The following is a 25,614-nucleotide window of genomic DNA, read 5'->3' as shown; positions in this document are numbered from 1 at the left end:
GACATACTACCCTTTGTATAGCTATCGTTCTATCTTTTTTTCCTCATGCCTTTTTGGCGTTTGTCGAAAAGTATCAATATAGATAAGAGAGGAAGGGTTTCCATGTTTAAGAAGATCTTTGGTGTTCTTCAAAAAGTCGGAAAAGCGCTTATGCTTCCAGTAGCGATTTTGCCGGCGGCAGGTATTTTACTTGGATTTGGTAATGCATTTCAAAATCCACAATTAACAAATCTTATTCCTGCTTTAAAAGCGGATTGGTTCGTAATGGTTGCAAAAATTATGGAACAATCTGGTGACATTATTTTCGCTAACCTTGCTTTATTATTCGCAGTTGGGGTAGCAATTGGTTTAGCAGGTGGGGACGGAGTAGCTGGTTTAGCAGCGTTCGTCGGCTACTTAATTATGAACAAAACGATGAGTGTGTTCTTAGAAGTAGACAAGCTAGTGAAAGTAACAAGTACTGGGGCTGATCCAGTTAAAATCGGTTTTGCGGATCCTGCGTATGCAAATGTATTAGGGATTCCAACGCTGCAAACAGGAGTATTTGGTGGTATTATCGTCGGGATAGTAGCGGCATATTGTTATAATAAATACTTCGACATTGAATTACCATCATACTTAGGTTTCTTTGCAGGGAAGCGTTTCGTACCGATCGCAACTGCAACATTTTCTTTAGTAGTAGGTATTATCATGTGCTTCGTTTGGCCATACATTCAAGGTGGCTTAAATGCGTTCTCACATCAAATGATTGATGCAAATAGAACGATCGCAGCATTTATCTTTGGTTTAATTGAACGTTCATTAATTCCATTCGGATTACATCATATTTTCTATTCACCGTTCTGGTTCGAATTCGGTCAGTATACAAATGCGGCTGGCGAATTAATCCGTGGTGACCAAAAAATCTTTATGGCGCAGTTAAAAGACGGCGTAGAATTAACAGCTGGTACATTTACAACTGGTAAGTATCCGTTCATGATGTTCGGTCTTCCAGCAGCAGCTTTAGCAATGTATCATGAAGCACGTCCAGAAAATAAAAAATTGGCAGCTGGTATTTTAGGATCTGCTGCATTAACATCTTTCCTAACAGGTATTACAGAACCACTTGAATTTTCATTCTTATTCGTAGCACCAGTATTATTCGGAATACATGCTGTATTTGCTGGTTTATCATTTATGACAATGCACATTTTAGGTGTTAAAATTGGGATGACATTCTCTGGTGGTTTAATTGACTTTATGCTATTTGGTGTTTTACCAGGCCGTACAGCATGGTGGTGGGTAATTGTTGTTGGTCTTGTACTTGCAGTAATTTACTACTTCGGATTCCGCTTTGCAATCCGCAAATGGGATTTAAAAACACCTGGTCGCGAAGTAACAACAGATACTGATGGTGCAGGAAAAGCAGAAGCAGGCGAACTGCCACGCGAAGTTTTAGCAGCGCTAGGTGGTAAAGAGAATATTGCTTCTTTAGATGCTTGTATTACACGTTTACGTGTTCAAGTTAACGAACAAAAGAATGTAAACAAAGATCGTTTGAAAGAACTTGGCGCAGCGGGAGTGCTTGAAGTAGGAAATAACATTCAAGCTATTTTCGGACCAAAATCTGACACGTTAAAGTCACAAATTCATGATATTATGTCAGGTCGCACGCCTCATATTGAAAAAGAAGAACCTGTAAAAGTAGAAGAAACTGTACAAAAAGCTGATACAAATGAAACAATTGTATCTCCAATTGAAGGAAAGCTTTTACCGATTACAGAAGTACCTGACCAAGTATTTTCAGGAAAAATGATGGGAGATGGATTTGCAATTGAGCCAACAGAAGGAACGGTAGTTTCCCCAGTTGACGGCGAGATTGTTAATGTATTCCCAACTAAACATGCAATTGGTATTCAATCTGAAGGTGGAAAAGAAATTTTAATTCACTTCGGTATTGATACTGTAAAATTAAATGGTGAAGGTTTTGAAGCACTTGTAGCACAAGGTGATAAAGTGAAACAAGGACAACCGTTATTAAAAGTAGATATAGCATTTGTAAAAGAAAATGCACCATCTATTATTACACCAATTATTTTTACAAATTTACAGCAAGGACAACAAGTTGAATTGAAAAAAGAGGGGAATGTCAAGAAAGGCGAAGCCAGTATTATTGACATTCAGTAAGAAATTGACGCAAAATGTTTATAATTATAATGGGCGATGTGGTTGACCGAACATCGCCCATTATATACAATAGATGGTGTAGTACTCACGTCTATACAACTAAAAAATACTGTATTTAAAGGAGATAGATTATTATGGAAAAAATCTTTAAAGTAACTAGTGACTCAGGAATTCATGCACGTCCAGCAACTCTACTTGTTAACACTGCAAGCAAATTCGGTGCTGACATTAACTTAGAATATAATGGTAAAAACGTTAACTTAAAATCAATCATGGGCGTTATGTCTTTAGGTATTCAACAAGGCGCAGAAATTAAAATCACTGCAAATGGTGATGATGCAGCTCAAGCACTAGCAGCTATCGAAGAAACTATGAAAAACGAAGGATTAGGAGAATAATGACTCTTAATATTCAAGGGATTGCTGCATCAAGTGGGATTGCTATTGCGAAGGCTTTCCGACTTGAAAATCCTGAATTTAACATTGAAAAGAAAACGATTACGAACGAAGCTGCAGAAATTGCACGCTTAGACGCTGCGCTTGAGAAAGCAAAATCAGAATTAGAAGCAATTAAAGACCATGCTTTTGCTGAGCTTGGTGCTGATAAAGCTGCTATCTTTGAGGCACATTTACTAGTACTAAATGATCCAGAACTAGTAAATCCAGTAAAAGATAAAGTAAATAGTGAAAAAATAAATGCTGAATTTGCAATGGACGAAGTTGCAACAATGTTCATTACTATGTTTGAAAACATGGATAACGAATATATGAAAGAGCGTGCAGCGGATATTCGCGACGTAACAAAACGTGTTCTTGCACATTTACTAGGCATTAACTTCTCAAATCCAAGTACAATTTCTGAAGAAGTAATCATCATTGCTGAGGATTTAACACCATCTGATACAGCACAGTTAAACCGCAAATATGCAAAAGGTTTCACAACTGATATCGGTGGACGTACATCTCACTCTGCAATTATGGCTCGTTCTATGGAAATTCCAGCTGTTGTTGGTACAAAAGTTGTTATGGAACAAATCCAAAACGGCGATATCGTAATCATCGATGGTTTAGATGGAGAAGTAATTGTAAACCCATCTGAAGAAACTCTTCGCACTTTCGAAGAAAAGAAAGCAAAATTTGAAGAACAAAAAGCTGAATGGGCGAAATTAAAAGATCAGGCGACTGTCACAAGCGACGGACATCATGTTGAGCTTGTTGCAAACATCGGAACACCAAACGATGTACAAGGTATCATTGACAATGGTGGAGAAGGTGTTGGTTTATATCGCACAGAATTCTTATACATGGGCCGTGACAATCTTCCGACAGAAGAAGAACAGTTCGAAGCGTATAAAGCAGTTCTTGAAGGTGTAAAAGAAGGTCAACCAGTTGTTGTTCGTACACTTGACATTGGTGGAGATAAAGAACTTCCATACTTACATTTACCAAAAGAGATGAATCCATTCTTAGGTTACCGTGCAATTCGCTTATGCCTTGAAGAACAAGATGTGTTCCGTACACAACTTCGCGCATTACTTCGTGCAAGCGTATATGGCAACTTAAAAATTATGTTCCCAATGATTGCAACTCTTGACGAATTCCGTCAAGCAAAAGCAATTCTATTAGAAGAGAAAGAAAGACTTGTTCAAGCTGGTACAACTGTTTCTGGTGCTATTGAAGTAGGTATGATGGTAGAAATCCCCGCTTCTGCAGTATTAGCAGATCAGTTTGCAAAAGAAGTTGATTTCTTCTCTATCGGAACAAACGACTTAATCCAATACACAATGGCTGCTGACCGTATGAATGAACGTGTATCTTACCTATACCAACCGTATAATCCATCTATTTTACGTCTTGTAAAAATGGTTATCGATGCTGCTCATAAAGAAGGAAAATGGGCTGGTATGTGTGGTGAGATGGCAGGGGATTCACTTGCAATCCCACTATTACTTGGATTAGGATTAGATGAATTTAGCATGAGTGCAACATCTATTCTTCCTGCAAGAACACTACTAAGTAAGTTGTCAAAAGCAGAGATGGAAGAGTTAGCGCAAAAAGCATTAACAATGTCAACTGCTGAAGAAGTTGTTGAATTAGTTAAAAACATCTAATAACAAAAGAAAACCTGAGCCGATTTGAAATCGGTCTCAGGTTTTTTTATATACTAAATTTAGATTTGATTTTTGTAATTTTGAGGAAACGAAGCAGAATTATATAGCGATTGCTACAACATCATTTGGGCAAACACGTAAAATCCCTGTAAATCTATTTGTGTTTTGGTTATTTTTATCATCTTTATTATTATCTTTGTCTTTTCCCATAGCTAAAGCAGAGAAAAGAGCAACACCGTTCGAAAACCCTTCAAAAATAACGTTATGAAAAGTTCCGTTGTTTCTAATACTTAAAAGAGAAATTTCTGTTCCGATTGAAATGTTTCTAAGGACATTACATACCGCGTTGTTTTCTTTTTCTTTTTCTTTCTCTCTTTCACGATCTCGATCGCGATCACGATCTCGATCGCGATCACAGTGAAAGTGTCTAAAGTCTTCGTGACATCCAAAAGATCCAAACATAATTCTGATCACCCCCTTCACACTTATAATGTATGAAAGTTCCATATGTGGTGATTGGACAGAACGTGGAATTTTTACTGGGATATTTTCTTATTTTAAATGACTAGATGGGGAATTGTTACTTAATGATGTTTGGATAAGGGTACATGGCAGAGGGAGATAGATCGCAACTTTTATTAGTTTTTTTATTCAATAATTGGGGTTTTATGGGAGAGTATCTCATATTTATCATCTTTACATCAATAAGAACCTTTAGGTGAAGGCTAATTATTCATGAATAATTGCATATATAGAAAAGGACACCTTCATTTATGACGAGGTATCCCTTACACTTTTTTACTTTTATATAAAACGATTGCATATACGGGAACAGCTAACAATAATGGCATGATAGATTGTGAGATATGTAGTCCCTCTTCTAGTTGTAGTGCTTTTTCTTTTGGAAATTGTAGCATTGTAATATTTGTGGCATCCCCAATAAAGTATAGAAGCAGTACAGTTACGGCATAGCTTAAAAATGCAATAAAGCTTCCATATGAATTCAATGAAAATCCCTCTCTTGTTATCTATTTGTTACTATTGTATCATAATTGTAACAAAAAAACACCCCTTATATTTCAAGACATAACAAGGTTCGACAAAATACTACAGTTTAAAAGATGGTCAGAGAAATGAACTGCTGTTTATATATGGGGAATATTACAAAGAAATGACATAAAAAAACGAAGGGGAGCTCCCTTCGTTTTTTTATGCTATTGTGGGACTGTTTACTTTGCCCATTCCACTACTTGTCCGACATGCATACGTGGTGCAGGATGCCCTTTTAATGTAGATTCACCAATTGTAATTAGCATGATTGGTACATAGCGAGAGGAAACATTAAATTCATCCATTAGTGCTTGTGAATTAAAACCACCGATTGCACAAGTATCCCAGCCAGTTGCCTTTGCTGCAAGCATAAGTTGCATTGCGGCTAAAGATGCATTAGAGAAGGCTGCATCTCGTGGATATTGTTCACGCTTATATGCAGATTCAATATTTTGTGTCAAACGTTCTTTTGCTTCTTCTTTCATAAACCCTTGCTCTACGATTGGACCATAAACAGAATTGATGTTTTTGTGTGCTTCTAGATCACCTAAAATAGCGACTACTGCAGAAGCATCAAGAATTTGTTGTTGATTATAAGCAATTGGGTGTAAACGGCTTTGTACATCTTTACCTTGGAAAACAAGAAATTTCCAATGTTGTAAGTTCCAAGCGGATGGTGCTTGGCCAGCTGCTTTCAAAATTTCTTGTAATTCCTCTTTTGAAATTTCCTTTTCAGGGTTGAATGCACGATTAGATGTTCGTTCATATAAAACAGTAAAGAAATCTTGCTGTGTCATAATATACCTCCAAAGTTTTATGTCGATCTGTAAAAAATTCCATATGTAAAAGTTTTTACTTACATTTTGTAAGTTGTCACTGTAAAAGAATATAATATCTTTATTTTAATTGTCAAGTTGTTGAGAATAACATAAAAGGAGGGCATTCGTACAAACACTGTCACTCATGTAATCATACAATAAAAAGATGATTCGCAGATCAAGAAGAGATATGTAAAGTGAAGCTCCTGTCAGCGGGAGAGTTCCTCGTTCCTGCTGATGCTTAGCCCTCACTAATCGGGTTCTTTTGATAACAATCCCTTGTAGAAAAGGATAGTGAAGAATTCAGTAGAACAGGATATATGAAGTGAGTGAAGACCAGTGGTGAACATACTACATTTTTTATTAGAGAATACGGTTTTTCAAAATGTATTACAGGATCTCCATGTAAATGTACTTTATATAGAAGAAGGGTGTAATCACCAGTATACGATTGATGAGATACATCCAAAATGTATGTTTTTAGCAAGTAGTTTTGAAGAAGGAGAAAGATTATTAGAAAAAGTTCGACCGCAAATTGTGATCATATATGTGTCAAATGGTGCACAAGTAGAGTATATAAAACACATGTATAATCCAAGTAGTTCTTTTATTGTTATTTGGGATCATCCGGTGACGTCAAAATTTGTAGAGTTGCTTACAATAGGAGTGCGAAATATTGTGATAGCTCCTGTTACACCACAGGTTGTACTGGAAGAGGTAAACAAATGTCTCTATCAAATATCACTATTGCAGCAGGTGACCATTCAACAAGAGCTTCTTCAAATGATGTTTGATTTTCAAAATGATTTATTATTTATTGTAGAAGATGATGAGATCGTTGACTGTAATACGAACTTTTTGAGTTTTTTTGGATATGAAGATTTACTTTCATACCGTGAGAAACATATGGTATTTGCGGAACATTTTATTCAAGATCATGGATATTATGCAACAAAACATGATATAACTTGGCTCGATGATTCTTTAGAACAATCCAGAAAAATAAAAATGTATAATTATGAAGGCGAAGAATTTGTTTTTTTATTACGTGCGGTACCTGTGCCAGAAGATTTGTCTAGGTTTATTGTTAGCTGTACAGATATTACGGAACTAGATGAATTATATCAAGAGCAAGAACAGCTTGTTGCAATTGATTCTTTAACAGAAATATACAATCGTTTGAAGTTTCAACAATTATTAGAAGAAAAATGGGATAATGAGAAACGAATGAATCACACAATGGCAATTATTCTTTTTGATATAGACGATTTAAAAAAAGTAAATGACACATATGGACATGATTTTGGTGATTTAGCATTAATTCAGTTAGCTGAACTTATGAAATCTAAAATAGCACCCCAGCATATTTTCGCAAGGTGGGGTGGTGAGAAATTTATTATATTAGTAATAAATACAACGGAAAAAGAGGCTTTTCAAGTTGCTGAATCATTACGATTTTTTATTGAAACAAAACAATTTTCTAGTATTTCAAAATTAACCGCGAGTTTTGGAGTTGCTTTATATGAGCAAGGAATTACAAAAGAAGAATTGATGCAACGAGCGGATATTGCATTATATGAAGCGAAAAAAAATGGAAAAAACCAAGTACGTTTATATAGAAAAGAAAAAATGTAACTTTTTCGCAACAAAGTGTTGCGATTTTTTTCTGTTGTCTGATAATAGAAAGAGGGGGACCATTTATAATAAAATAACTGCGGAGGTTTGTTAATGACAAAAAGATTAATTATTATGGTCTTGAGTTTCTGTATAGTATGCGGGAGTGTGTATTACTTTTTTTCTATACCAAAGAAGGAAGAAATAGCAACTCCTAAGGTAACGCCTTCTGTTGATTCTGCGTTACATGATAAATCGGAAGAAAAAGAGGGACGGCCAATTGATTATGCCAGTGTGGCCCAAAAGTTAGATCAATATTTAAAAGATAAAAATTTCAATGGAACAGTTCTTGTCACGGATAAAGATCATGTTGTGTTGAATAAAGGATATGGGTACGCAGATGTTCAAAATAAAATTGAAAATACGCCACAAACAAAATATCGTATCGGTTCAATTACTAAGACTGTTGTGGCAACATCGATTTTACAGCTGCAAGAGCAGGGGAAGTTAAATATTCAGGATAATGTAAATAAATATATCCCTTCATTCCCGGCAGATAAAAATATTACATTATATCATCTTCTGACACATACTTCTGGTTTACCAGGGAAGGGAAAGGGGAAAGTGAATGCTGCATCCCATTTGAATTTAGTTACTTGGATTGGAAAGCAACAAGTAGCTTTTCCGCCAGGAACTGGTTGGGAATACACTGATTATAATTATATGGTGTTGGCTTACATTATAGAAAATATATCTAAAAAGCCTTTAGGAGAATACATAAAGGAGAATATTTTTGCACGAGCAGAAATGTATGAATCAGGCATGGGGAATATGGTGCCAGGAGATCAACATTTTACTAAAGGATATAAAAAGAAAGATAATGTACTTGTACCTGCACCAAAATTGGCAATGGATTGGTTATACGGCTGTGGTGAGATGTATACTACAGTTGGAGATATGAAGAAGTTGGATGAAGCAATTATAAATGGAAAACTTCTTTCACAACAAAGTATCCAAGCAATGTTTACACCTTCACCAGCACGAAAATATGCATTTAGTTTTTATATTTATCCTGATTATTTTCATAATCATGGTGTACTTTCTGGCTGGAATACATTTAATAATTTCAATAAGGATAAGAGAACATTTGTTATTTTATTCTCAAATGTACAAAATGGCGTGGATGATGATTTTAATAAGGAATTTCGAAAGATGGTCAGCGACTTAATAGAGCAAAGGGGATGAGTAGATGAAACAAGTAATTTCATCAATTGGTTTTATTGGCATAGGTGTTATGGGGAAAAGTATGGTGCATCATTTATTAAAAAGTGGTTATACAGTATATGTGTACAACCGTACGAAAGAAAAAGCAACTTCTTTATTAAAAGAAGGAGCAAATTGGTGTGATTCACCAAAAGAATTAGTAAAGAATGTAGATGTTGTTATGACGATGGTAGGATATCCGCATGATGTAGAGGAAGTCTATTTTGGAACAGAAGGAATTCTCGAACATGCAAATGAAGGAACAATTGCAATTGATTTTACAACATCTACACCTACGCTAGCGAAACGTATATATGAGGCTGGAAAAATAAAGAATGTATATACGCTAGATGCGCCGGTATCGGGAGGAGATATTGGAGCAAAAGAAGGTAGACTTGCCATTATGATTGGTGGAGATCAAGAAGTATATGAAGTTTGTTTACCTTTATTTGAGAAACTAGGGAAAAACATTCAGCTACAGGGCCCGGCAGGAAGTGGGCAGCATACAAAAATGTGTAATCAAATTGCAATCGCTTCTAATATGATAGGAGTTTGTGAAGCGGTAGCATATGCAAAGAAAGCAGGTTTAGATCCAGATAAAGTATTACAAAGTATTTCAACTGGAGCAGCCGGTAGTTGGTCATTAAGTAATTTAGCTCCACGTATGTTAAAAGAGGATTTTGCACCAGGATTTTATGTGAAACATTTTATGAAGGATATGAAAATTGCATTAGATGAGGCTGAAAAATTAGAATTACCTGTACCGGGTTTAACTCTTGCGAAAGATTTATATGAACAACTAGTAGAATCGGGAGAGGAAGACAGTGGAACACAAGTATTATATAAAAAATATATAGGGGGAGGAATATGATGAATTTAGAAAAATTTGATGGAATGGTTGATGCTGTGCAACGTACAATTTGTATGCCGATTAATGATAAGCAACAAGCGGCATTTAAACAAAAGTATGATTTTGAGCCAACATTTGAATATGGGCGTGATGAAAATGGTCATTATGTTATTCGAACAGCAAAAAAGATGCTAGAAGAAATGGAATTTTATTTAGCTTTAAAGTATGACCGTGAAGGTATCGATTTATATATGCATGCTGAAATTGATGGGGTATGTTATGTATCTGTTAGCTACGGAGAAGATGCTCTTCATTTACAAGAATTGTTCCAGTTTTTGGAATTAAATAAATAAAAAAGTCCTCACTTGAGGACTTTTTTATTTTTAACATATTTTTCGGGAAAATTGGAAGCTAATTTTGACAAAGGCAGGTTATATTAAAGTAGATGTATGGTGGGGATATAATAATGGAATTATAAGCTAGAAGCACGGCGAGAGCGTTCGATTGGAAATGGAATGATCTGAGCCATATGATTGCGACTAAATTGCTTTGTGCGAGCGTGACGTAATATATATAATGCAAAGAGAATAGCGACAGGAATAGCACCGTACAAACCAAAAAGTAAAGCGCTTACAGAGGATGCGACAAAACCGAAGATACCAATCTCTAATTCCTCCATAATTGCCCCGAGAATAGCAGGAATAGCCCCACAAGTAACCCCAAGTATAAGTGCTATAATTAAATTCATGTTCTTCCCCCTCTTTTTGCAGTTTTTTCACTTCATTTTCTATTATTTGTATTATATCACAATTTAAACAGAATTTTCAGAAAAAATTCAAAAAATGTTCAAAAAATGTTCAAATTTTATTGAGAAACATACTTGATAAAGTGAAAAATAAAAAAATGAGGTAGACATCAGTCATCTTTAATGATGAATTTACATTCATCAGGAGATATTACAAAGCAAGAGAAAATAAAAAAGCAGGCTTATTTCATATTTGTGAAATAAGCCTGTTCCATAGGAGGATGTATATATGTAGAGTGAATAAAAGGATGGAAAAGGGGGTCCAGTACCTTTTATTCAACTAACTACCTTAGTAAATAGGAACCCAGCCTTCCGTTGTAACAAAAATACGAATGGCTACAACTTGGCGATCATCTTGTAAAGTAAAATAGTGTCTTGTATTTTCAGGTACAGAGATTAAATCACCAGGCTCAAGCTCAACATCGAAGAAACGATCATCTTTACCCTGGATGGCAAAAATACCATGCCCACTGACAATAAAGCGCACTTCATCGTCAGTATGATGATGCTCTTGTTTAAAGTTAATTAATAACTCATCAAGGCTAGGCGTTGCATTTGATAGGCAAATAACATCTTGTGCTTTATAGCCTCGACGTTCTGAAACATCAGCAATTTCATTGGAGAATACTGTTAAAACCTCTTTTTTGTTTTCGTCAGTTAAGGAGTAATTTTCTTCTAAATGAGCAGGAAGTTTTGAAATGTCCCATTTCTCATATAAAACGCCTTCTCCTTGTAAAAATTGCTGCACTTCCACTTCATTTTCAATACGGGTATTTATTTCATGAATACGAATTTGCGCCATGGGAAACGCCTCCTTGAATTGATAATAGTTTTATATGAAATTGGAATAAAAACTCATATGCTTCTAGTCTTTTCTTTGCGTCAAAGCTATCTTTTCCCCAAACTGTAATACCATGGTTGCGAATTAGTATGGCTCCAGCGTCACCATGAATATGTTTTCGGAAATCTTCTCCCAACGTTGGAATATGAGCATGATTTTCAATAATCGGAATTTTGATAGAGGCCCCTTTTTCCCATATATTAAGAGCTTTAATGATTTCTTGATTAGAAAATGAAACTTCTTTGTCGTATACGTTTGTAATTACATTGTTATCAATTGTATGGACATGTAAGACACATCCAGCTTCTGTATGATTGTAAATATGAGTATGCAGCAATGTTTCTGCTGAAGGACGTAAATCGGTTTCTAAAACAGCCTTTCCAGTATGATCAACTAATAGAAAATCATCAGGTGTAGTTTTCGTTTTATCTCTTCCACTTGCTGTAATAAGAAAGGTAGTTGGAGCATTGTTTACTTTTATTGAAATGTTCCCGCTTGTAGCAGGAAACCAGTTACGATCCGTTAATTCTTTCTTTAGTTTACTCAATTCTTCCCATTGGCGAAAAAGTTGTTTCATTTTATCACCTCCAACAATTGCTTAATTTCTGTCTGTATGTCATAAAACGTTTCAAATGCCGTATAGGAAATTTGATGTTCTCGGCATTTTGTAATGAGAAAATCACGAGCGAATACTTTATCAGCAAGTTTTGCAGCTTGTAAATCTGTAATTGAATCTCCAATTACAATATTAAAATCACCGTTTGAACTTAATTGATGAATCAGTGTCGATTTACAAAGACCGCATTTGTTTTTACAATCTTCATCACACGGATGGGGCCAGTTTACCTGAATTGTTTCCCCTGAAAAATCAGTCGTATTACAATAAATATGATCTGGGTTGATTAATCCTTTGAGAAGAGGGTAGACGAAAAAATCCATTCCTCCGGATATAATATGAAGTGAAATCTGATTTATTTGGACAAACTGTGCAAACTCTGAGAATCCAGCTCGAATCACCGCTGTTTCTTTTATAAAAGTAGTGATGTCATTTTGTAAGCTTGTAGGTAAAAGGGAAAACATCTCTCCAACACCTTCTTGAATAGAAAGTTCTTGTGATAGAATTTTTTGTTTAATCGTTTCAGCTTCTGGTGGAGCGAATTTCTCCATAATAGCAACGATATTATCATTGTTCGTAATCGTACCATCGAAGTCACAAAAAATTTGAAGACTCATAGCGTCACCTTGTGAGATGGATTTCCCCATAATTGCAGTGCAACATGTAAATCAGTGTTACCTGCTTCATGCAATGGTGTTCCTTGCAAAGTAGCATCAATCGCTGCTCGAAATGCTTTTCCACCGCCTTGTGCCCCAGCTGGATGACCATGAATACCACCACCTGCATTAATGACAACATCCTTGCCAAAATCACTAAGGATAAATGGAACAAAACCAGGGTGAATACCGGCCGATGGAACAGGGAAGCTTCGTTTTAAAGACGGATCTTTTTCAATTAGTTCATTTGTAATAAGAAGAGCTTCTTTTTTTTCTAATGCAACACTGCCGTATGGTGATGGAAATAAAGAGAAATCTGCACCAGCATAACGAAGCAGCTTTCCGAGTAGTAATGGATAAGAGAATCCATATAATTCCGATGAAGCGTATGCGCCGCTTACAGCAGGATGTGCCATAATTGGAATAGGTATATCATCGTCCTCAGCAAGTGATTGCAGTACATCTAATCCATATGAGAATACATTGAATAGAAGAATATCTGCACCGGCTGAGGCAGCACGTTTTGCAGTTTCTTTAAGATCATAGGTACGACCCGTTAAATTTACTGCATATAAAGTCTTATGACCGTATGTTTCGTATACGGACTGTAATACTTCTTTTCCAGCAGAAATTCGTTTTGTGAGCGGTGTTAATAAGTTTTCAAATAAGATTTCATCATCTTTTACAATATCTACACCGCCAATTGCTTGATCGCGCAATTGGGTTTTTAAATATCCTATATTGCGACCGATCATTCCCTTGAAAATACTCATCAGAAGTGGACGATCGTGAATATGTAAGAGATTTCGTATTCCCTCAATGCCAAATTTAGGACCAGGGAAATGTTCTTTTAAGTCATCTGAAATTGTTAAATCAATTAGTTTAACTTCGCCATCTAGCGATAATTTTCCAAATGCTGTTGTTAAAATAGCCGGTAAATCCGGGCTGAAATTTACTGACGGATAATGAATTTTAATGAGTCCACGTATTACTTTTTTTCCAAGATACGTATTTACACGCTCTTGCTCTTCCAACTCTTCGACATGAATGACGTTGCCTTTATGTTGTTTTAATTGTTCTTGTAATAAGTGTGGCAGATGAGTCCATGAACCAATTGTCAAACCGAGAGCGATTTGCTCTGCTTTTTGGTTTAAATGAAGAGAATCATCATGGATTAAATAGGTTGCTGTTATTCCGCTCATTTTCATAACCTCCTAGTTAAATAAAAAAACCTCTCAGCTAAGGAGAGGTTTTTTTACAACCAGCTCCTTATCTGTCAGCGTAACGCTGCGAGAATTAGCACCGTGCCTACAATTGTAGATCGGTTGCCGGGTTTCGTCGGGCTCGTCCCTCCACCTGCTCTTGATAAGAAGTATTTTGAAATGTTTTAATTTTTACGATATCTGAATTTTGACAGAGTTTTTTTACGATGTCAACGGTTTTTTGAAAATTTTCAATTTATCGATTCGTTGAATAGCTTCCTGTAGTCGCTCTTCTGTATGTAATAATCCAACACGAACGTAGCCTTCGCCATGTTTCCCGAACCCAACTCCAGGTGCAACTGCTACGTGCGCTTGTTCTAACAATAAGTCAGTAAATTGTTCCGATGTATAACCATTAGGAACGGGAAGCCATGCAAAAAATGATCCATTTGGTGCGAGAACATCCCAGCCAATTGAACAACAAGCTGTAATAAGTGTATTTCTTCGTGATTCATAGCGTTCAACAAGTTCATTCACACAAGTTTGTGAACTTAATAGCGCCTCACAAGCTGCCTCTTGTACAGCACCAAAAATGCTGACGTACATATGGTCTTGCAATACATTGATTGTTTCAATGACACTTTCGTTACCGATAGCAAAGGCGATTCGCCAACCAGCCATATTAAATGTTTTTGACAATGTATAAATCTCAATGCCAACATCTTTTGCACCGTTTGCTTGTAAGAAGCTCGTTGGTTTGTTGCCGTCAAAGCCAATTGCACCATAAGCAAAATCATGCACGACTAAAATATCGTGTTTATTGGCAAAGGAAATTGTTTCTTCAAAAAACTCTTTTGATGCAGTAGCACCAGTCGGGTTATTAGGGTAGTTTAAAAACATTAATTTTGATTGTTTGGCAATAGATTCATCAATTTTTGCATAGTCTGGTAAAAAATTATTTTCTGCTAATAATGGCATTGTTTCAAAGTTTGCTTTTGCTAAAGCGACACCTGATAAATAGTCAGGGTATCCTGGATCGGGGACAAGAATTGTATCACCCGGGTTTGTGAAACAAAGCGGTAATTCAACAAGCCCTGCTTTTCCGCCAAATAAAATAGCGACTTCTGTTTTAGGGTTTACTTTGACTCCGTATTCACGTTCATAGAACGCCGCAAAGGCTTTTTTTAAGCTTTCATGCCCGCGAAATGGTGGATATTTATGGTGAACTGTTTTTTCTGCTGCATGTTGTAAAGCTGTTACGATATGCGGCGGTGTTGGTTGATCTGGATTGCCTTGTCCTAGATTGATAACATCATGACCTGCTTCCACCACTTTGTTAACTTTTGCAACAAGTGAAGCGAAAAACTGTGTTGGTAAGGATGTTACAACCCTGGAAGGTTGAAAATGTTTCATACTTTCCACCTCTTTTGAAAATTGTTACAATTCTAGTGACAAATAATATAGCCTTTCCAAGTTTTTGTAAAGGGAAAATTGAAAATGAGGTGGATAAAATGAAAATCGCATGTATTCAAATGGATATTGCTTTTGGTGATGTGAAAATAAATATTGAAAATGCAAAGAAAAAAATAAAAGAAGCGATGCAAGGAACACCAGATATTGTCGTATTACCTGAACTTTGGACGACTGGTTATGATTTAGAAAGACTTCCGGAAATTGCAGATGGAGATGGGATCCAAACAAAACAGATTCTTTCAGAATGGGCACAGAAATATGATGTAAATATTGTCGGTGGTTCCATTGCGAAGCAAACAGAGCACGGTGTTACAAATACGATGTATATAGTGGATCGTGAGGGGAGACTGCAAAATGAGTATAGCAAGGTCCATTTGTTCCAGTTGATGAATGAACATAACTATTTAATAGGGGGGAGTGAAACAGGAGAATTTACATTGGATGGTGTACAGTGTGGTGGTGTGATTTGTTATGATATTCGTTTTCCAGAATGGATGCGTGTTTATACTGTAAGAGGGGTAAATGTGTTATTCGTTGTAGCAGAATGGCCGTTTGTTCGCTTAGCTCATTGGCGTTTACTCCTTCAAGCAAGAGCGGTTGAAAATCAATGTTATGTGGTTGCGTGTAATAGAGCAGGAGAGGATCCACATAATGTGTTTGCTGGACATTCTCTTATTGTTGATCCATGGGGGGAAATTGTAGTAGAAGCAGGAGAAGAAGAATCAATTTTGCATGGGAAGCTAAACTTAGAAAAAGTTAAAGAAGTGCGTAAGGGAATTCCTGTCTTTGCCGATCGACGTCCAGAATTATATAAATAAAAATATTGACAAATGATTTTTATTCTTGTTATAGTCTGTAGCAGAAAGTTAAAAATTCAAATAAATCATGCAACTCTTATCAAGAGCAGGTGGAGGGATTTGGCCCGATGAAACCCAGCAACCGACCGTAATACCATTGCGAGATGGGGCGCTTATGCGCCAAAAAGGCACGGTGCTAATTCCAGCAGAAAGAATAGCTTTCTGACAGATAAGAGGGGAGAAGATAAACTTCAAACCTCTTTCTTCATGGGAAGAGGTTTTTCTTATGATGAAAAGCCTCTGCATTAAAAAAGGGGGATAAGAAAATGGGATATCGTTCATTAACAATAGAAACAGCAGTTCAGTATGTAAAAGAGCATGGATACTTTAGGACAGACGCAAAGCTAACTTGTCATGAAATAGGAGATGGGAACTTGAATTATGTATTCAGGGTCCATGATGGAGAAAGCGGCCTTATCGTAAAACAGGCTCTTCCATATGCAAAAGTCGTTGGAGAAAGCTGGCCACTTTCGTTAAGAAGGGCCACGATTGAAAGTCAAGCATTGCAAGTTTTTGCAAAATACGTACCAGAATATGTACCAAAAGTATATGGTCATGATGAAGAATTAGCTGTGACAGTAATGGAGGATTTATCGGCTTTTACAATTACTCGTAAAGGATTGGTTGAAGGGGAAGAATATCCGCTTTTATCTCAGCATATTGGGCGCTTCTTAGCACATGTTTTGTTTTATACGTCAGATTTTGGCCTACTAGCAGAAGAGAAAAGGGTGTTAGACGGAAAGTTTGTAAATCCTGATCTTTGTAAAATTACAGAAGATCTTGTGTTTACAGATCCGTTTGGGAACTATGAAACAAACGATTATGAGAAAGAATTGCAACCTGTCTTAGATGAACTTTGGTGTGATAAGAAATTAAAATTACAGGTAGCGCAGTATAAATATAAATTTTTAACGAGAAAAGAAGCGTTAATTCATGGTGATTTACATACAGGTAGTATTTTTTCATCATCTTCTGAAACGAAGGTAATTGATCCGGAGTTTGCAACATTTGGACCGCTTGGATTTGACCTTGGTCAATTTATTGCAAATTTATTGTTGAATGCACTAGCAAGGGAAGACGAGAAACGAGATATTTTATTCTATCATATTGAAAAAACATGGAGTAATTTTGTAGAAGTATTCACGAAGCTATGGCTATTAGAAGGGATAGAACCGTATACAAAGGAGAAACAATGGCTTGCGATTGTGCTACAAAATATTTTTGCTGACGCAGTTGGATTTGCTGGTTGTGAAATCATTCGTCGAACAATTGGATTAGCACATGTAGTAGATTTAGATGGGATTAAGAATAAAAGTCGAAGAATTCAAGCAAAAAAGCAAGCGTTATACTTAGGAAGAGAATTACTATTACATGAAGCAACAAATGCAGATGTTCGTGTGTTTCAAACAATATTTCGATATATTGTTTCTGGAGAGGAGGCAAGAGTATGAGCGCAACAGTTGCTGTTCCGCGTTCTGTAAGTTGGAAGGGAGATTCTATTACTTTATTAAATCAAACGAGATTACCACATGTTGTAGAATATAAAACATTGAATAGTATTGAAGATGTATGGAAAAGTATCGTTATGTTAGAAGTACGCGGGGCACCTGCAATTGGTATTACAGTTGCTTTTGGTTTAGCACTTGCAGCAAAAAAATATAATGCTATGAATATCACTGAGTTTAAAAAAATTTTCAAACGCGATTGTGATTATTTAGCAACCGCACGTCCGACAGCTGTTAATTTATTTTGGGCAATTGATCGTATGAGTAGCTCTATTAAGAAAGCAACAACAATTAAAGAATCGAGAAAAATGTTGGAAGAGGAAGCACTTAAAATTCAGCAAGAAGATGAAAATGTGTGCCGTAGTATTGGGGAACATGCTTTAACTAGATTTAAAGATGGAGATCATATTTTAACGATTTGTAACGCTGGAAGTATTGCTACGGCTCGTTATGGAACAGCACTAGCTCCGTTTTATATTGGAAAAGAGCGTGGGATAAACTTACATGCTTATGCATGTGAGACAAGACCTGTCTTGCAAGGAGCGCGTCTTACTACATGGGAATTGCAACAAGCTGGTGTTGATGTAACACTCATTACAGACAATATGGCAGCTCATGTGATCCGAAGAAAACATATTACTGCTATAATTGTAGGGGCAGATCGAATTGTTGCGAACGGTGATACAGCAAATAAAATAGGAACCCTGAATTTAGCTATATTAGCAAAGTATTTTCATATTCCTTTCTATGTTGCTGCCCCACTTTCTACATTTGATATCACGAAGAAAACGGGTGCTGAAATTGTGATTGAAGAACGTGACGAATCTGAAGTTACAAAGGTTTTTGGAAAACAAATTGCTCCAAAGGGCGTCAGTGTTTATAATCCTGCATTTGATATAACTCCTCATGATCTTATTACGGGAATTATTACTGAAAAGGGAATTCTACAAGGGGATTATGCAGTAGAGATTGCTTTATTATTTGAAAAACAAGCTAATATATAGTAGCTTGTTTTTTTATTGCCAAATTTCCTTTCTTTTGCTTATTTATGTAAAAGAAAGGAGGGGAAGTAGATGGAGGAATGGATATCTATGATCGGTAATGTTGGATTTCCAATCGTTGTGACGTTATATTTACTGCATCGTATTGAAAGTAAATTAGATGGTGTAATTGTTGCAATTGAGAAATTACCACAACAGATGACAAGATATGAAGCTCCGCATGAAACGAAGTGAGGGAAAAGGCTTATGCTTTCAAGAAGCATAAGCCTTTTTTTGCAATCAAAAAAGAGCTACTGTGATGTATAGCCGCCATCTATAACAACAGCCTGACCAGTTACTCCTTTTGTTTTCTCACTTGCTAAAAATAAAGCATAACTAGCAATTTCTTCCACAGCTAGCAATCGTTTTTGTGGTACGAGTGGATAAATAACGTCTTCTAATACACGCTCTAGTGGAACATTTCTTGTTGCTGCTAAATCTTGGAGTTGGTTTCGAACCAGTGGTGTGTCCACATAACCTGGGCAGAGAGCATTTACTGTAATCCCATGAGTAGCTCCCTCTAACGCGGCAACCTTTGTTAAACCAATTACGCCGTGTTTCGCACTATTATAGGCAGCTTTCCCGGCAAATCCGACAAGTCCGTTAATAGAGGCAACATTAATAATCCGCCCATACTTTTGTTTTTTCATAATTGGAAAAGTATGTTTTATGGCAATGAACGGTGCGATCTGCATAATTTTAATAAGAAGTTCAAACTTGTCGGTTGGAAATTCTTCAATTGGTGAGACATGTTGCATACCAGCATTATTTATTAATACATCAAGTGAGCCGAATTTAGTAATAGTTTCAGAAATCGCTTCGGATATTTCTTGCTCAGATGTCACATCGCATCTTAGACCGATTGCCTCATATCCTTCCTTGCGTAACTGTTCAGCAGCTTCTTTTGCACGATCTTCAAGACGATCACTAATCACCACTTTTGCTCCTTCTTTTGCAAATGCATTTCCCATTTCATAACCAATACCACTTGCAGCACCTGTTAAAAAGACGACACGATTTGTAACCATGATGAGAGCACTCCTTTATATATAAGATTTACCTTATTGCTCTATTTAGAGGGAATGTAATGAAAATCCTGCAAAGATTTGGAAAAATATACTGGACTATCTTGTTTTGCAAAATAGCTTTTGCTATACTATTTTGTAAAGCAAGATACTTATGCTTATCTATCTTGTAAAACAAGATAGAGGGAGGATTTGAATTATGTCGACAAGTCAAATGCTGAAAGGGATTTTAGAAGGCTGTCTCCTTGCAATTATTTCTGAAGGAGAGATATACGGATACGAAATGAGTGAAAAACTAGCTAAGTATGGTTTCACTATGGCAAGTGAAGGAAGTATTTATCCATTATTAATACGGATGCAAAAGGAAGGGCTAATTACGAGCGTAATGAAAGAATCTTCAACTGGTCCGAAGCGAAAATATTACACATTAACAGAAAAAGGTGAAGATGCACTTGATGAATTTATGGAACGCTGGGAAGTGATGCAAAGCAGTGTAGAACGTTTGCTAAAAGGAAAGGGGAGAAGATGATAATGCAAGTTTCTAAAGAAGGAGAAAAGTTTTTAATAGATATGAAAGTGTATTTGTTAACAAAAGGAATGAAGGAAGAAGATATAAATGCATTTTTAGAAGATGCAGAGCTTCATTTAATTGAAGGAGAGAAACGGGGGAAGAGGGTAAGGGATATTTTTGGAGATTCGCCGAAAGAGTATGCAGATGAATTGGCGAAAGAAATGGAGACAGATAAAGGAGGGAGTATAAGGAGCATTCTGGGGATGATGATTGGGGTTGGTGGATATTGGTTACTAACTAATATTTTGTTTAATAATCCAAATCATCAATTTACATTAACAAATGTACAATTAATTGGATATCCAATCGTTTTAATGATTACTATTATTGGGACAATTATTGCATTTCGGATGTCGTCTTTCAAAAGCAAATTAAAAGAATTTGGGATTATTTATGCAATAGTGATGATTCCAATTGTATTACTAGTGTTATTAATGTTTGTTAATAAAGGGTATGGAACTCCTGTCTTACAATTGTCTACTATGCAAAGCTATATACTGGCTGCAATTATCTTTTTACTACTTATTATTGGCGAAGTATATGCACTTGGCTGGATTGGAATCTTTGTGTTAATTGTTCCATTATCAATTATGTTTGCATTTAAAGAGTTAGGAAAACAAAATCCATACTGGGGAGTGCTAGAAATTTTACTTATGTATGCTAGTTTATATGGATTATTGAGATGGTCTATGAAAATAGAAGAGCGAAAAAGTGTCAATTAGGAGTATAAGGAAAAAGGCTGCTTTGGGTACATGCGGAAGTATCTCCAAAGAAATAGTATACAGGGGTCTTGAGTGAGAGCGGTTTTCTGTGCAGCCAATATATGATTTTAAACAGTAATAGTATTGTTACTGTTTTTTTTTGTGTAATAAGGGGCTTTGCAAAGCGAGATTTTTCTGTTCACTTGTTAATAAAGATTCAATGTGTACTTTGTCAGGACGAGGAACAATTGGATACATGAGATTACTTGAAGAAGGATGGTGTTCAGATCCGTTTGGAGAATGCGGATCTGCATGGGTAAGCTTTCCGTTAATCCGCCTTGTAAATAAAATATGTCCCATTTCATGTGCAAGTGTATATATATTTTTCATAGGAGAAGCAGCGTTAGTAAGGATGATATAACCTGTGAGGATTTGGTTTATAACAAATGAATAGGCACATGCAATGACGGATTGTTCTTTAAAGTAATTACTTCCGATATAACAAATATAAATATCACAATCGGGAACTTCTGATGAACAGGTGTTAAAAAAGGAAGAAACTTTAGGCTGGTTTCGGACAGAATCCATATAGCTAATTTCACCATCATGAAATTTAAATGCTTCATTTAGTATAATGACATCTTTAATTTGAAATGAAATGGGGTGCCATATTGATTCAGCGATTGCTAAGTCTTTGGCGATACGGTGGTCTTTAATATCGGAGCCTGGGGCAATGCAAATACATATATTTACGTACGGATCCATTAGAAACACCTCAAATGGAAAATAGTTTATTAATATATTATGTGAAAGGAAACGGTTATGTATGGATATAATCCTTATAAATTAGGTGTATTTTGATGGGTTGGAATTGCTGGGAAAATATTGTATACAACGTGTTTTATCCTACGTTAACAGGAAGTAAGACTCTACCCAAAGAAATAAGGTGGGAGAACCGTTTGGAAAAGTCCGATTGATAATGAGTGATTAAAATTTTCTTTTGTGGATAGCTGTGTTTTTAACTGAGAAGATACAGATGAATGAATAATATGGATATAAGAATAAGTGGAAGAAGTCGGAAAATATTCATAGTTTAATTAAATTATATGTTATTCATTCTGATATAGTAAAAGAAAAGGGGGAGAATATATGTACACATTAAAAATTGTGTCAGATCGAGAAGCCGTTTATCAGTTTGCGAGTTATGTAAGAGTGGTACAAGGGGTAGAGGATGTATATGTGGAGGTTGGAGAAACTTTATATGAACATCCACTTATGAAATTTTATGTACATGTAATGATTAAAGAGACATATGAAAAGCAAAAGGCATTACAAGAAATCTCTCGATTAGTAGAATTAGGACGTTTTACATATGTTCATTATAGAAATGAAGAGATTGAAAAGGCATTTGAAGCAGTTAAATATGAAAGTTTTCGAAAATAAAAGTAATGAAAAGGGAGCGAATGCTCCCTTTTTTTGCTAGTAGGAATATTTTTTTCATCACACAAAAAAATAAGAAAGTTTGCTATGATAAGGAAGGATGAGGAAAGGAGAGGTTTGCAATGGGGTATATTGAAGAATTAAGAAAATCAGTCGGTACAAGGCCGTTAATTCTTGTAGGATCGGCAGTAATTGTTTTAAATGAAAAACAAGAAGTATTGCTTCAATATCGTTCGGATACATATGATTGGGGTGTACCAGGTGGTGCAATGGAGTTAGGTGAAACAACGGAAGAAACGGCTCGGCGAGAGTTCTTTGAAGAAACAGGATTAGAAGTGAAGACGTTGCAATTTCTTGGTGTTCTTTCTGGGAAAGATGTATATTATCGCTATCCAAATGGGGATGAAATTTATAATGTGATTCATCTATACCAAGCGCATCATGTAAGTGGTGAAATAGAGCTTGATGAAGAAAGTCTGGATCTTAAGTATTTTCCAGCTGAAAAATTACCTAATTTAAATAAAACAACAGAGAAAATTTTGCAAAAATTTTTATACGCATTGACCGAATAGAGAGGAAGATTCTCTCTATTTTTATTATATTAAATTTTTTGATTTTTCTGGTATGTTTGTAGTATGATAAATTTAGATATACATCTTATGTTATTCCATCCAAAAACTTACTAGGGTACATAAGAGAGGGGCAAGTGCAAGATGCATAATGTGGTCATTACAGCTGCAGTTCGTTCGCCAATTGGAACTTTTGGGGGAGCGCTAAAAAATGTAACACCAGTAGAATTAGTTGTTCCTGTACTTCAAGAAGCTGTTAAAAGAGGTGGAGTAGAACCTCATGAAGTGGATGAAGTCATTTTAGGACATTGTATTCAAAGAACAGATGAAGCAAATACAGCGCGAACAGCTGCATTAGCAGCAGGATTTCCAGAAACGGTTACAGGTTATACGATTCAGCGTCAATGTTCTTCAGGTATGCAAGCGATTATGTCAGCAGCAATGCAAATTCAGTTAGGTGTAAGTGAGGTTGTTATTGCGGGTGGAGTAGAAGCGATGAGCTCAAGTCCTTATGCATTAAAACAACACCGATGGGGACAGCGTCTTCAACATGGAGAGATTCGTGATACGGTGTGGGAAGTTTTAGAAGATCCAATCCACCATATTATGATGGGGGAAACAGCGGAAAATTTAGTTGAGCAATATGAAATTACAAGAGAGGAACAAGATGAAGTTGCGTTGCGTAGTCATCAATTAGCTCTTCAGGCAATTGAATCAGGTTATTTTGATGATCAAATTGTTCCTATTACAATAAAAGAGCGTAGAAAAGAAGTAGTATTTTCAAAAGATGAACATCCACGTGCAGATATTACAGCTGAAAAATTGGCGGGGTTAAAGCCAGCATTTCGTAAAGGTGGATCAGTAACTGCAGGGAATGCATCAGGTATTAATGATGGAAGTGCAGTTTTAGTATTAATGAGTGAAGAAAAGGCTAGGGAGAAAGGCTTACAACCATTAGCTAGAATCGTTGGTTATTCTGTAGCTGGGGTAGATCCGAAAATTATGGGGATTGGTCCAGCACCAGCAATTCGTAAAGGTTTAGAGAAAGTAAATTGGTTATTAGAAGATGCTGATTTATTAGAAATCAATGAAGCCTTTGCGGCACAATACTTAGCGGTTGAGAAGGAACTTGGCTTAAACCGTGAGAAAGTAAATGTCAACGGAAGTGGTGTTGGACTTGGGCATCCAATTGGTTGTACAGGTGCACGTATTACGGTAAGTTTAATTCACGAATTAAAAAGAAGAGGTTTAGAAAAAGGCATTGCATCCCTTTGTGTCGGTGGTGGCATTGGGGTAGCGTTATTTATAGAAGCACTATAAAAAAGAAGAGGCAGCTTGCTGCTTCTTCTTTTTTGGATATCAACGAGCAATATTATCTTTTGCTTTATGATTGGAACAAATGATGAAACAAGCGATCGCGATTCTCGAAAAAGAGTTTCATCGTTTGATAATGCTCAGTTTCCTCTAGGGTTGTTTCAGTGATTCCTTCTTGTGAGAACGAATATATACTCGACTCTGGATAGGCCATCAAAATAGGAGAGTGGGTAGCGATAATGAATTGTGCTCCTTGTTCTGCTAACTCGTGCATACGAATTAGCATAGAAAGCTGTCTCATTGGAGATAAAGCTGCTTCAGGCTCGTCTAAAATGTATAAGCTTTGTCCTGAAAAGCGATTCATAAATAAAGAAAAGAATGATTCACCATGAGATTGATCATGTAAGGATATACCTCCGTATGAATCGATGATCTTATTCCCTAAAGCTGCATCCTCATTTGTGTCAATCTTATCAATGTAAGAAGCAACGTTATAAAACGACTCCGCGCGTAGAAAGAATCCATCTTTTGGTGCAACAAAGCTTTTTGCTACTCGAATATATTTGTGTAAGGGTGAGTGCGAATCATGAGTAGCAAAACGAAAATTTTTTGTTCCACCTTCTGCATTAAACCCTAAAGCGATGGCTAAGGCTTCTAACAATGTAGATTTCCCAGTTCCGTTCTCTCCAATAATAAATGTGACATTAGGGTGGAAATCGAGTGATTGTAATGTTCGGATGGCAGGCAAACAATATGGATACACGGAAAAAGTAGGAATATGTTCTTTTTGTAAGGAGACGCTCTTTAGAAAGGTTGTATGTTCATTCAAACTATATACCTCAATTCGTTGAAGATTTTGTTTCTAATATAGAAGCAAATACAAGAGTCAGACAACTTGCAAATAAAATAACAAATTGTAAAGTAGAGAAACCTAACTCGTACCAGTCATATGTGTTTCTATTTATAATAAAACTTAGTGAACTTGGAATATACTGTGCTATTTTTATATGTTTCCATAGAAAAAATACAAGTATGAGTGTCAACATCATGTCACTTGATTATTTCCTAAAAATTACATTTAGATTATATCATTTAAAGTATAGATATTCCAATGTCAAAATAAGTATT

At 36.1% G+C, this 25,614-nt stretch carries 28 protein-coding genes and 2 riboswitches; of the genes, 16 read left to right on the top strand and 12 right to left on the bottom strand.

All coding sequences use genetic code 11. The annotated features are described in order from the left end of the window. Positions 1 to 102 precede the first annotated feature (102 nt). The 3 genes from ptsG to ptsP all read left to right on the top strand — a co-directional run bounded on the left by ptsG (position 103) and on the right by ptsP (position 4,276). Positions 103 to 2,166, top strand: coding sequence for a PTS glucose transporter subunit IIABC (gene ptsG, locus QRY57_RS20030; RefSeq protein ID WP_286015939.1), 2,064 nt, complete (start codon positions 103 to 105; stop codon positions 2,164 to 2,166). 134 nt (positions 2,167 to 2,300) lie between these two features. Beyond that, positions 2,301 to 2,564 carry a phosphocarrier protein HPr gene (gene ptsH, locus QRY57_RS20025; RefSeq protein WP_000411078.1) on the top strand — a complete coding sequence of 88 codons (264 nt, stop codon included), beginning with the start codon at positions 2,301 to 2,303 and terminating at the stop codon, positions 2,562 to 2,564. Continuing rightward, entirely contained in the window at positions 2,564 to 4,276 is a 1,713-nt protein-coding gene (gene ptsP, locus QRY57_RS20020) for a phosphoenolpyruvate--protein phosphotransferase (protein WP_286015938.1), read from the top strand. The genes ptsH and ptsP overlap by 1 nt, the downstream gene beginning before the upstream one ends. A gap of 99 nt (positions 4,277 to 4,375) precedes the next feature. Here the strand turns inward: ptsP and QRY57_RS20015 are convergent, their stop codons facing one another. From QRY57_RS20015 to QRY57_RS20005, 3 genes are all read right to left on the bottom strand, one after another. Then, on the bottom strand, positions 4,376 to 4,738 hold the full coding sequence (locus tag QRY57_RS20015; protein ID WP_286015937.1) for a DUF3915 family protein: 363 nt from the start codon (positions 4,736 to 4,738) through the stop codon (positions 4,376 to 4,378). A gap of 326 nt (positions 4,739 to 5,064) precedes the next feature. Further along, entirely contained in the window at positions 5,065 to 5,283 is a 219-nt protein-coding gene (locus QRY57_RS20010; RefSeq protein WP_090687351.1) for a hypothetical protein, read from the bottom strand. A 222-nt stretch (positions 5,284 to 5,505) separates the two neighbouring features. Continuing rightward, positions 5,506 to 6,123: a nitroreductase family protein gene (locus tag QRY57_RS20005; RefSeq protein ID WP_286015936.1), complete on the bottom strand. Its 618-nt coding sequence runs from the start codon at positions 6,121 to 6,123 to the stop codon at positions 5,506 to 5,508. A 363-nt stretch (positions 6,124 to 6,486) separates the two neighbouring features. Between QRY57_RS20005 and QRY57_RS20000 the strand changes: the two genes are divergently transcribed. The 4 genes from QRY57_RS20000 to QRY57_RS19985 all read left to right on the top strand — a co-directional run bounded on the left by QRY57_RS20000 (position 6,487) and on the right by QRY57_RS19985 (position 10,224). Continuing rightward, positions 6,487 to 7,779, top strand: coding sequence for a sensor domain-containing diguanylate cyclase (locus tag QRY57_RS20000; RefSeq protein WP_286017912.1), 1,293 nt, complete (start codon positions 6,487 to 6,489; stop codon positions 7,777 to 7,779). Positions 7,780 to 7,872: 93 nt separating this feature from the next. Further along, positions 7,873 to 9,003: a serine hydrolase domain-containing protein gene (locus tag QRY57_RS19995; RefSeq protein ID WP_026590119.1), complete on the top strand. Its 1,131-nt coding sequence runs from the start codon at positions 7,873 to 7,875 to the stop codon at positions 9,001 to 9,003. Between the two features lie 4 nt (positions 9,004 to 9,007). Beyond that, positions 9,008 to 9,892, top strand: coding sequence for an NAD(P)-dependent oxidoreductase (locus QRY57_RS19990; RefSeq protein WP_026590120.1), 885 nt, complete (start codon positions 9,008 to 9,010; stop codon positions 9,890 to 9,892). Next, complete coding sequence (locus QRY57_RS19985; protein ID WP_090688288.1) at positions 9,892 to 10,224, top strand: DUF3909 family protein; 333 nt, start codon at positions 9,892 to 9,894, stop codon at positions 10,222 to 10,224. The genes QRY57_RS19990 and QRY57_RS19985 overlap by 1 nt, the downstream gene beginning before the upstream one ends. Before the next feature lie 119 nt (positions 10,225 to 10,343). On the opposite strand, the gene QRY57_RS19980 is transcribed toward QRY57_RS19985, so the two are convergent. The 6 genes from QRY57_RS19980 to QRY57_RS19955 form a co-directional block, all read right to left on the bottom strand. Beyond that, positions 10,344 to 10,619, bottom strand: a complete 276-nt coding sequence (locus QRY57_RS19980; RefSeq protein ID WP_026590122.1) for a hypothetical protein — start codon at positions 10,617 to 10,619, stop codon at positions 10,344 to 10,346. Positions 10,620 to 10,965: 346 nt separating this feature from the next. Next, complete coding sequence (locus QRY57_RS19975; protein WP_026590123.1) at positions 10,966 to 11,478, bottom strand: cupin domain-containing protein; 513 nt, start codon at positions 11,476 to 11,478, stop codon at positions 10,966 to 10,968. After that, complete coding sequence (locus QRY57_RS19970) at positions 11,456 to 12,094, bottom strand: methylthioribulose 1-phosphate dehydratase (protein ID WP_286015935.1); 639 nt, start codon at positions 12,092 to 12,094, stop codon at positions 11,456 to 11,458. Before QRY57_RS19970 ends, QRY57_RS19975 begins: the two co-directional genes overlap by 23 nt. Further along, a complete protein-coding gene (locus QRY57_RS19965) occupies positions 12,091 to 12,750 on the bottom strand; it encodes a 2-hydroxy-3-keto-5-methylthiopentenyl-1-phosphate phosphatase (RefSeq protein WP_208017022.1) in 660 nt (219 codons plus the stop codon). The genes QRY57_RS19970 and QRY57_RS19965 overlap by 4 nt, the downstream gene beginning before the upstream one ends. Beyond that, positions 12,747 to 13,991 (bottom strand): 2,3-diketo-5-methylthiopentyl-1-phosphate enolase, encoded by a 1,245-nt coding sequence (mtnW, locus tag QRY57_RS19960; protein WP_286015934.1) that lies wholly within the window; start codon positions 13,989 to 13,991, stop codon positions 12,747 to 12,749. The genes QRY57_RS19965 and mtnW overlap by 4 nt, the downstream gene beginning before the upstream one ends. Before the next feature lie 64 nt (positions 13,992 to 14,055). Then, a riboswitch (SAM riboswitch) is annotated at positions 14,056 to 14,161 on the bottom strand. A 52-nt stretch (positions 14,162 to 14,213) separates the two neighbouring features. Then, positions 14,214 to 15,404, bottom strand: a complete 1,191-nt coding sequence (locus QRY57_RS19955) for a pyridoxal phosphate-dependent aminotransferase (RefSeq protein WP_286015933.1) — start codon at positions 15,402 to 15,404, stop codon at positions 14,214 to 14,216. Between the two features lie 14 nt (positions 15,405 to 15,418). On the opposite strand from QRY57_RS19955, the gene QRY57_RS19950 reads away from it, so the two are divergent. The 4 genes from QRY57_RS19950 (at position 15,419) to QRY57_RS19935 (ending at position 19,061) form a co-directional block, all read left to right on the top strand. Further along, a complete protein-coding gene (locus QRY57_RS19950; RefSeq protein ID WP_286017911.1) occupies positions 15,419 to 16,282 on the top strand; it encodes a carbon-nitrogen family hydrolase in 864 nt (287 codons plus the stop codon). Between the two features lie 73 nt (positions 16,283 to 16,355). Continuing rightward, a riboswitch (SAM riboswitch) is annotated at positions 16,356 to 16,497 on the top strand. A gap of 90 nt (positions 16,498 to 16,587) precedes the next feature. Continuing rightward, positions 16,588 to 17,772: an S-methyl-5-thioribose kinase gene (gene mtnK, locus QRY57_RS19945; protein ID WP_286015932.1), complete on the top strand. Its 1,185-nt coding sequence runs from the start codon at positions 16,588 to 16,590 to the stop codon at positions 17,770 to 17,772. Continuing rightward, positions 17,769 to 18,830: an S-methyl-5-thioribose-1-phosphate isomerase gene (mtnA, locus tag QRY57_RS19940; protein ID WP_286015931.1), complete on the top strand. Its 1,062-nt coding sequence runs from the start codon at positions 17,769 to 17,771 to the stop codon at positions 18,828 to 18,830. The genes mtnK and mtnA overlap by 4 nt, the downstream gene beginning before the upstream one ends. Before the next feature lie 69 nt (positions 18,831 to 18,899). Then, positions 18,900 to 19,061, top strand: coding sequence for a YvrJ family protein (locus QRY57_RS19935; RefSeq protein ID WP_017151057.1), 162 nt, complete (start codon positions 18,900 to 18,902; stop codon positions 19,059 to 19,061). A gap of 56 nt (positions 19,062 to 19,117) precedes the next feature. Here the strand turns inward: QRY57_RS19935 and QRY57_RS19930 are convergent, their stop codons facing one another. Further along, positions 19,118 to 19,894, bottom strand: coding sequence for a 3-hydroxybutyrate dehydrogenase (locus QRY57_RS19930; RefSeq protein WP_026590131.1), 777 nt, complete (start codon positions 19,892 to 19,894; stop codon positions 19,118 to 19,120). Between the two features lie 196 nt (positions 19,895 to 20,090). Here QRY57_RS19930 and QRY57_RS19925 point away from each other — a divergent pair, with 196 nt between their 5' ends. Further along, positions 20,091 to 20,420 carry a PadR family transcriptional regulator gene (locus QRY57_RS19925; RefSeq protein WP_026590132.1) on the top strand — a complete coding sequence of 110 codons (330 nt, stop codon included), beginning with the start codon at positions 20,091 to 20,093 and terminating at the stop codon, positions 20,418 to 20,420. Between the two features lie 2 nt (positions 20,421 to 20,422). Further along, positions 20,423 to 21,184 carry a DUF1129 domain-containing protein gene (locus QRY57_RS19920; RefSeq protein WP_286015930.1) on the top strand — a complete coding sequence of 254 codons (762 nt, stop codon included), beginning with the start codon at positions 20,423 to 20,425 and terminating at the stop codon, positions 21,182 to 21,184. 126 nt (positions 21,185 to 21,310) lie between these two features. Here the strand turns inward: QRY57_RS19920 and QRY57_RS19915 are convergent, their stop codons facing one another. Beyond that, entirely contained in the window at positions 21,311 to 21,928 is a 618-nt protein-coding gene (locus QRY57_RS19915; RefSeq protein WP_286015929.1) for an ImmA/IrrE family metallo-endopeptidase, read from the bottom strand. Positions 21,929 to 22,312: 384 nt separating this feature from the next. Here QRY57_RS19915 and QRY57_RS19910 point away from each other — a divergent pair, with 384 nt between their 5' ends. The 3 genes from QRY57_RS19910 (at position 22,313) to QRY57_RS19900 (ending at position 24,492) form a co-directional block, all read left to right on the top strand. Then, entirely contained in the window at positions 22,313 to 22,606 is a 294-nt protein-coding gene (locus QRY57_RS19910) for a DUF3928 family protein (protein WP_026590135.1), read from the top strand. 119 nt (positions 22,607 to 22,725) lie between these two features. Further along, a complete protein-coding gene (locus QRY57_RS19905) occupies positions 22,726 to 23,175 on the top strand; it encodes an NUDIX hydrolase (protein WP_208017028.1) in 450 nt (149 codons plus the stop codon). Between the two features lie 141 nt (positions 23,176 to 23,316). Beyond that, positions 23,317 to 24,492 (top strand): acetyl-CoA C-acetyltransferase, encoded by a 1,176-nt coding sequence (locus QRY57_RS19900; RefSeq protein ID WP_090687337.1) that lies wholly within the window; start codon positions 23,317 to 23,319, stop codon positions 24,490 to 24,492. A 64-nt stretch (positions 24,493 to 24,556) separates the two neighbouring features. Here QRY57_RS19900 and QRY57_RS19895 read toward each other — a convergent pair whose 3' ends face one another. Further along, positions 24,557 to 25,315, bottom strand: a complete 759-nt coding sequence (locus QRY57_RS19895; RefSeq protein WP_090687335.1) for an AAA family ATPase — start codon at positions 25,313 to 25,315, stop codon at positions 24,557 to 24,559. Between the last annotated feature and the right edge of the window lie 299 nt (positions 25,316 to 25,614).

It is taken from the genome of Bacillus arachidis, from assembly GCF_030285945.1.
Classification (GTDB): Bacteria; Bacillota; Bacilli; order Bacillales; family Bacillaceae_G; genus Bacillus_A; species Bacillus_A arachidis.
This window is presented reverse-complemented; position numbering and strand designations above follow the sequence as displayed.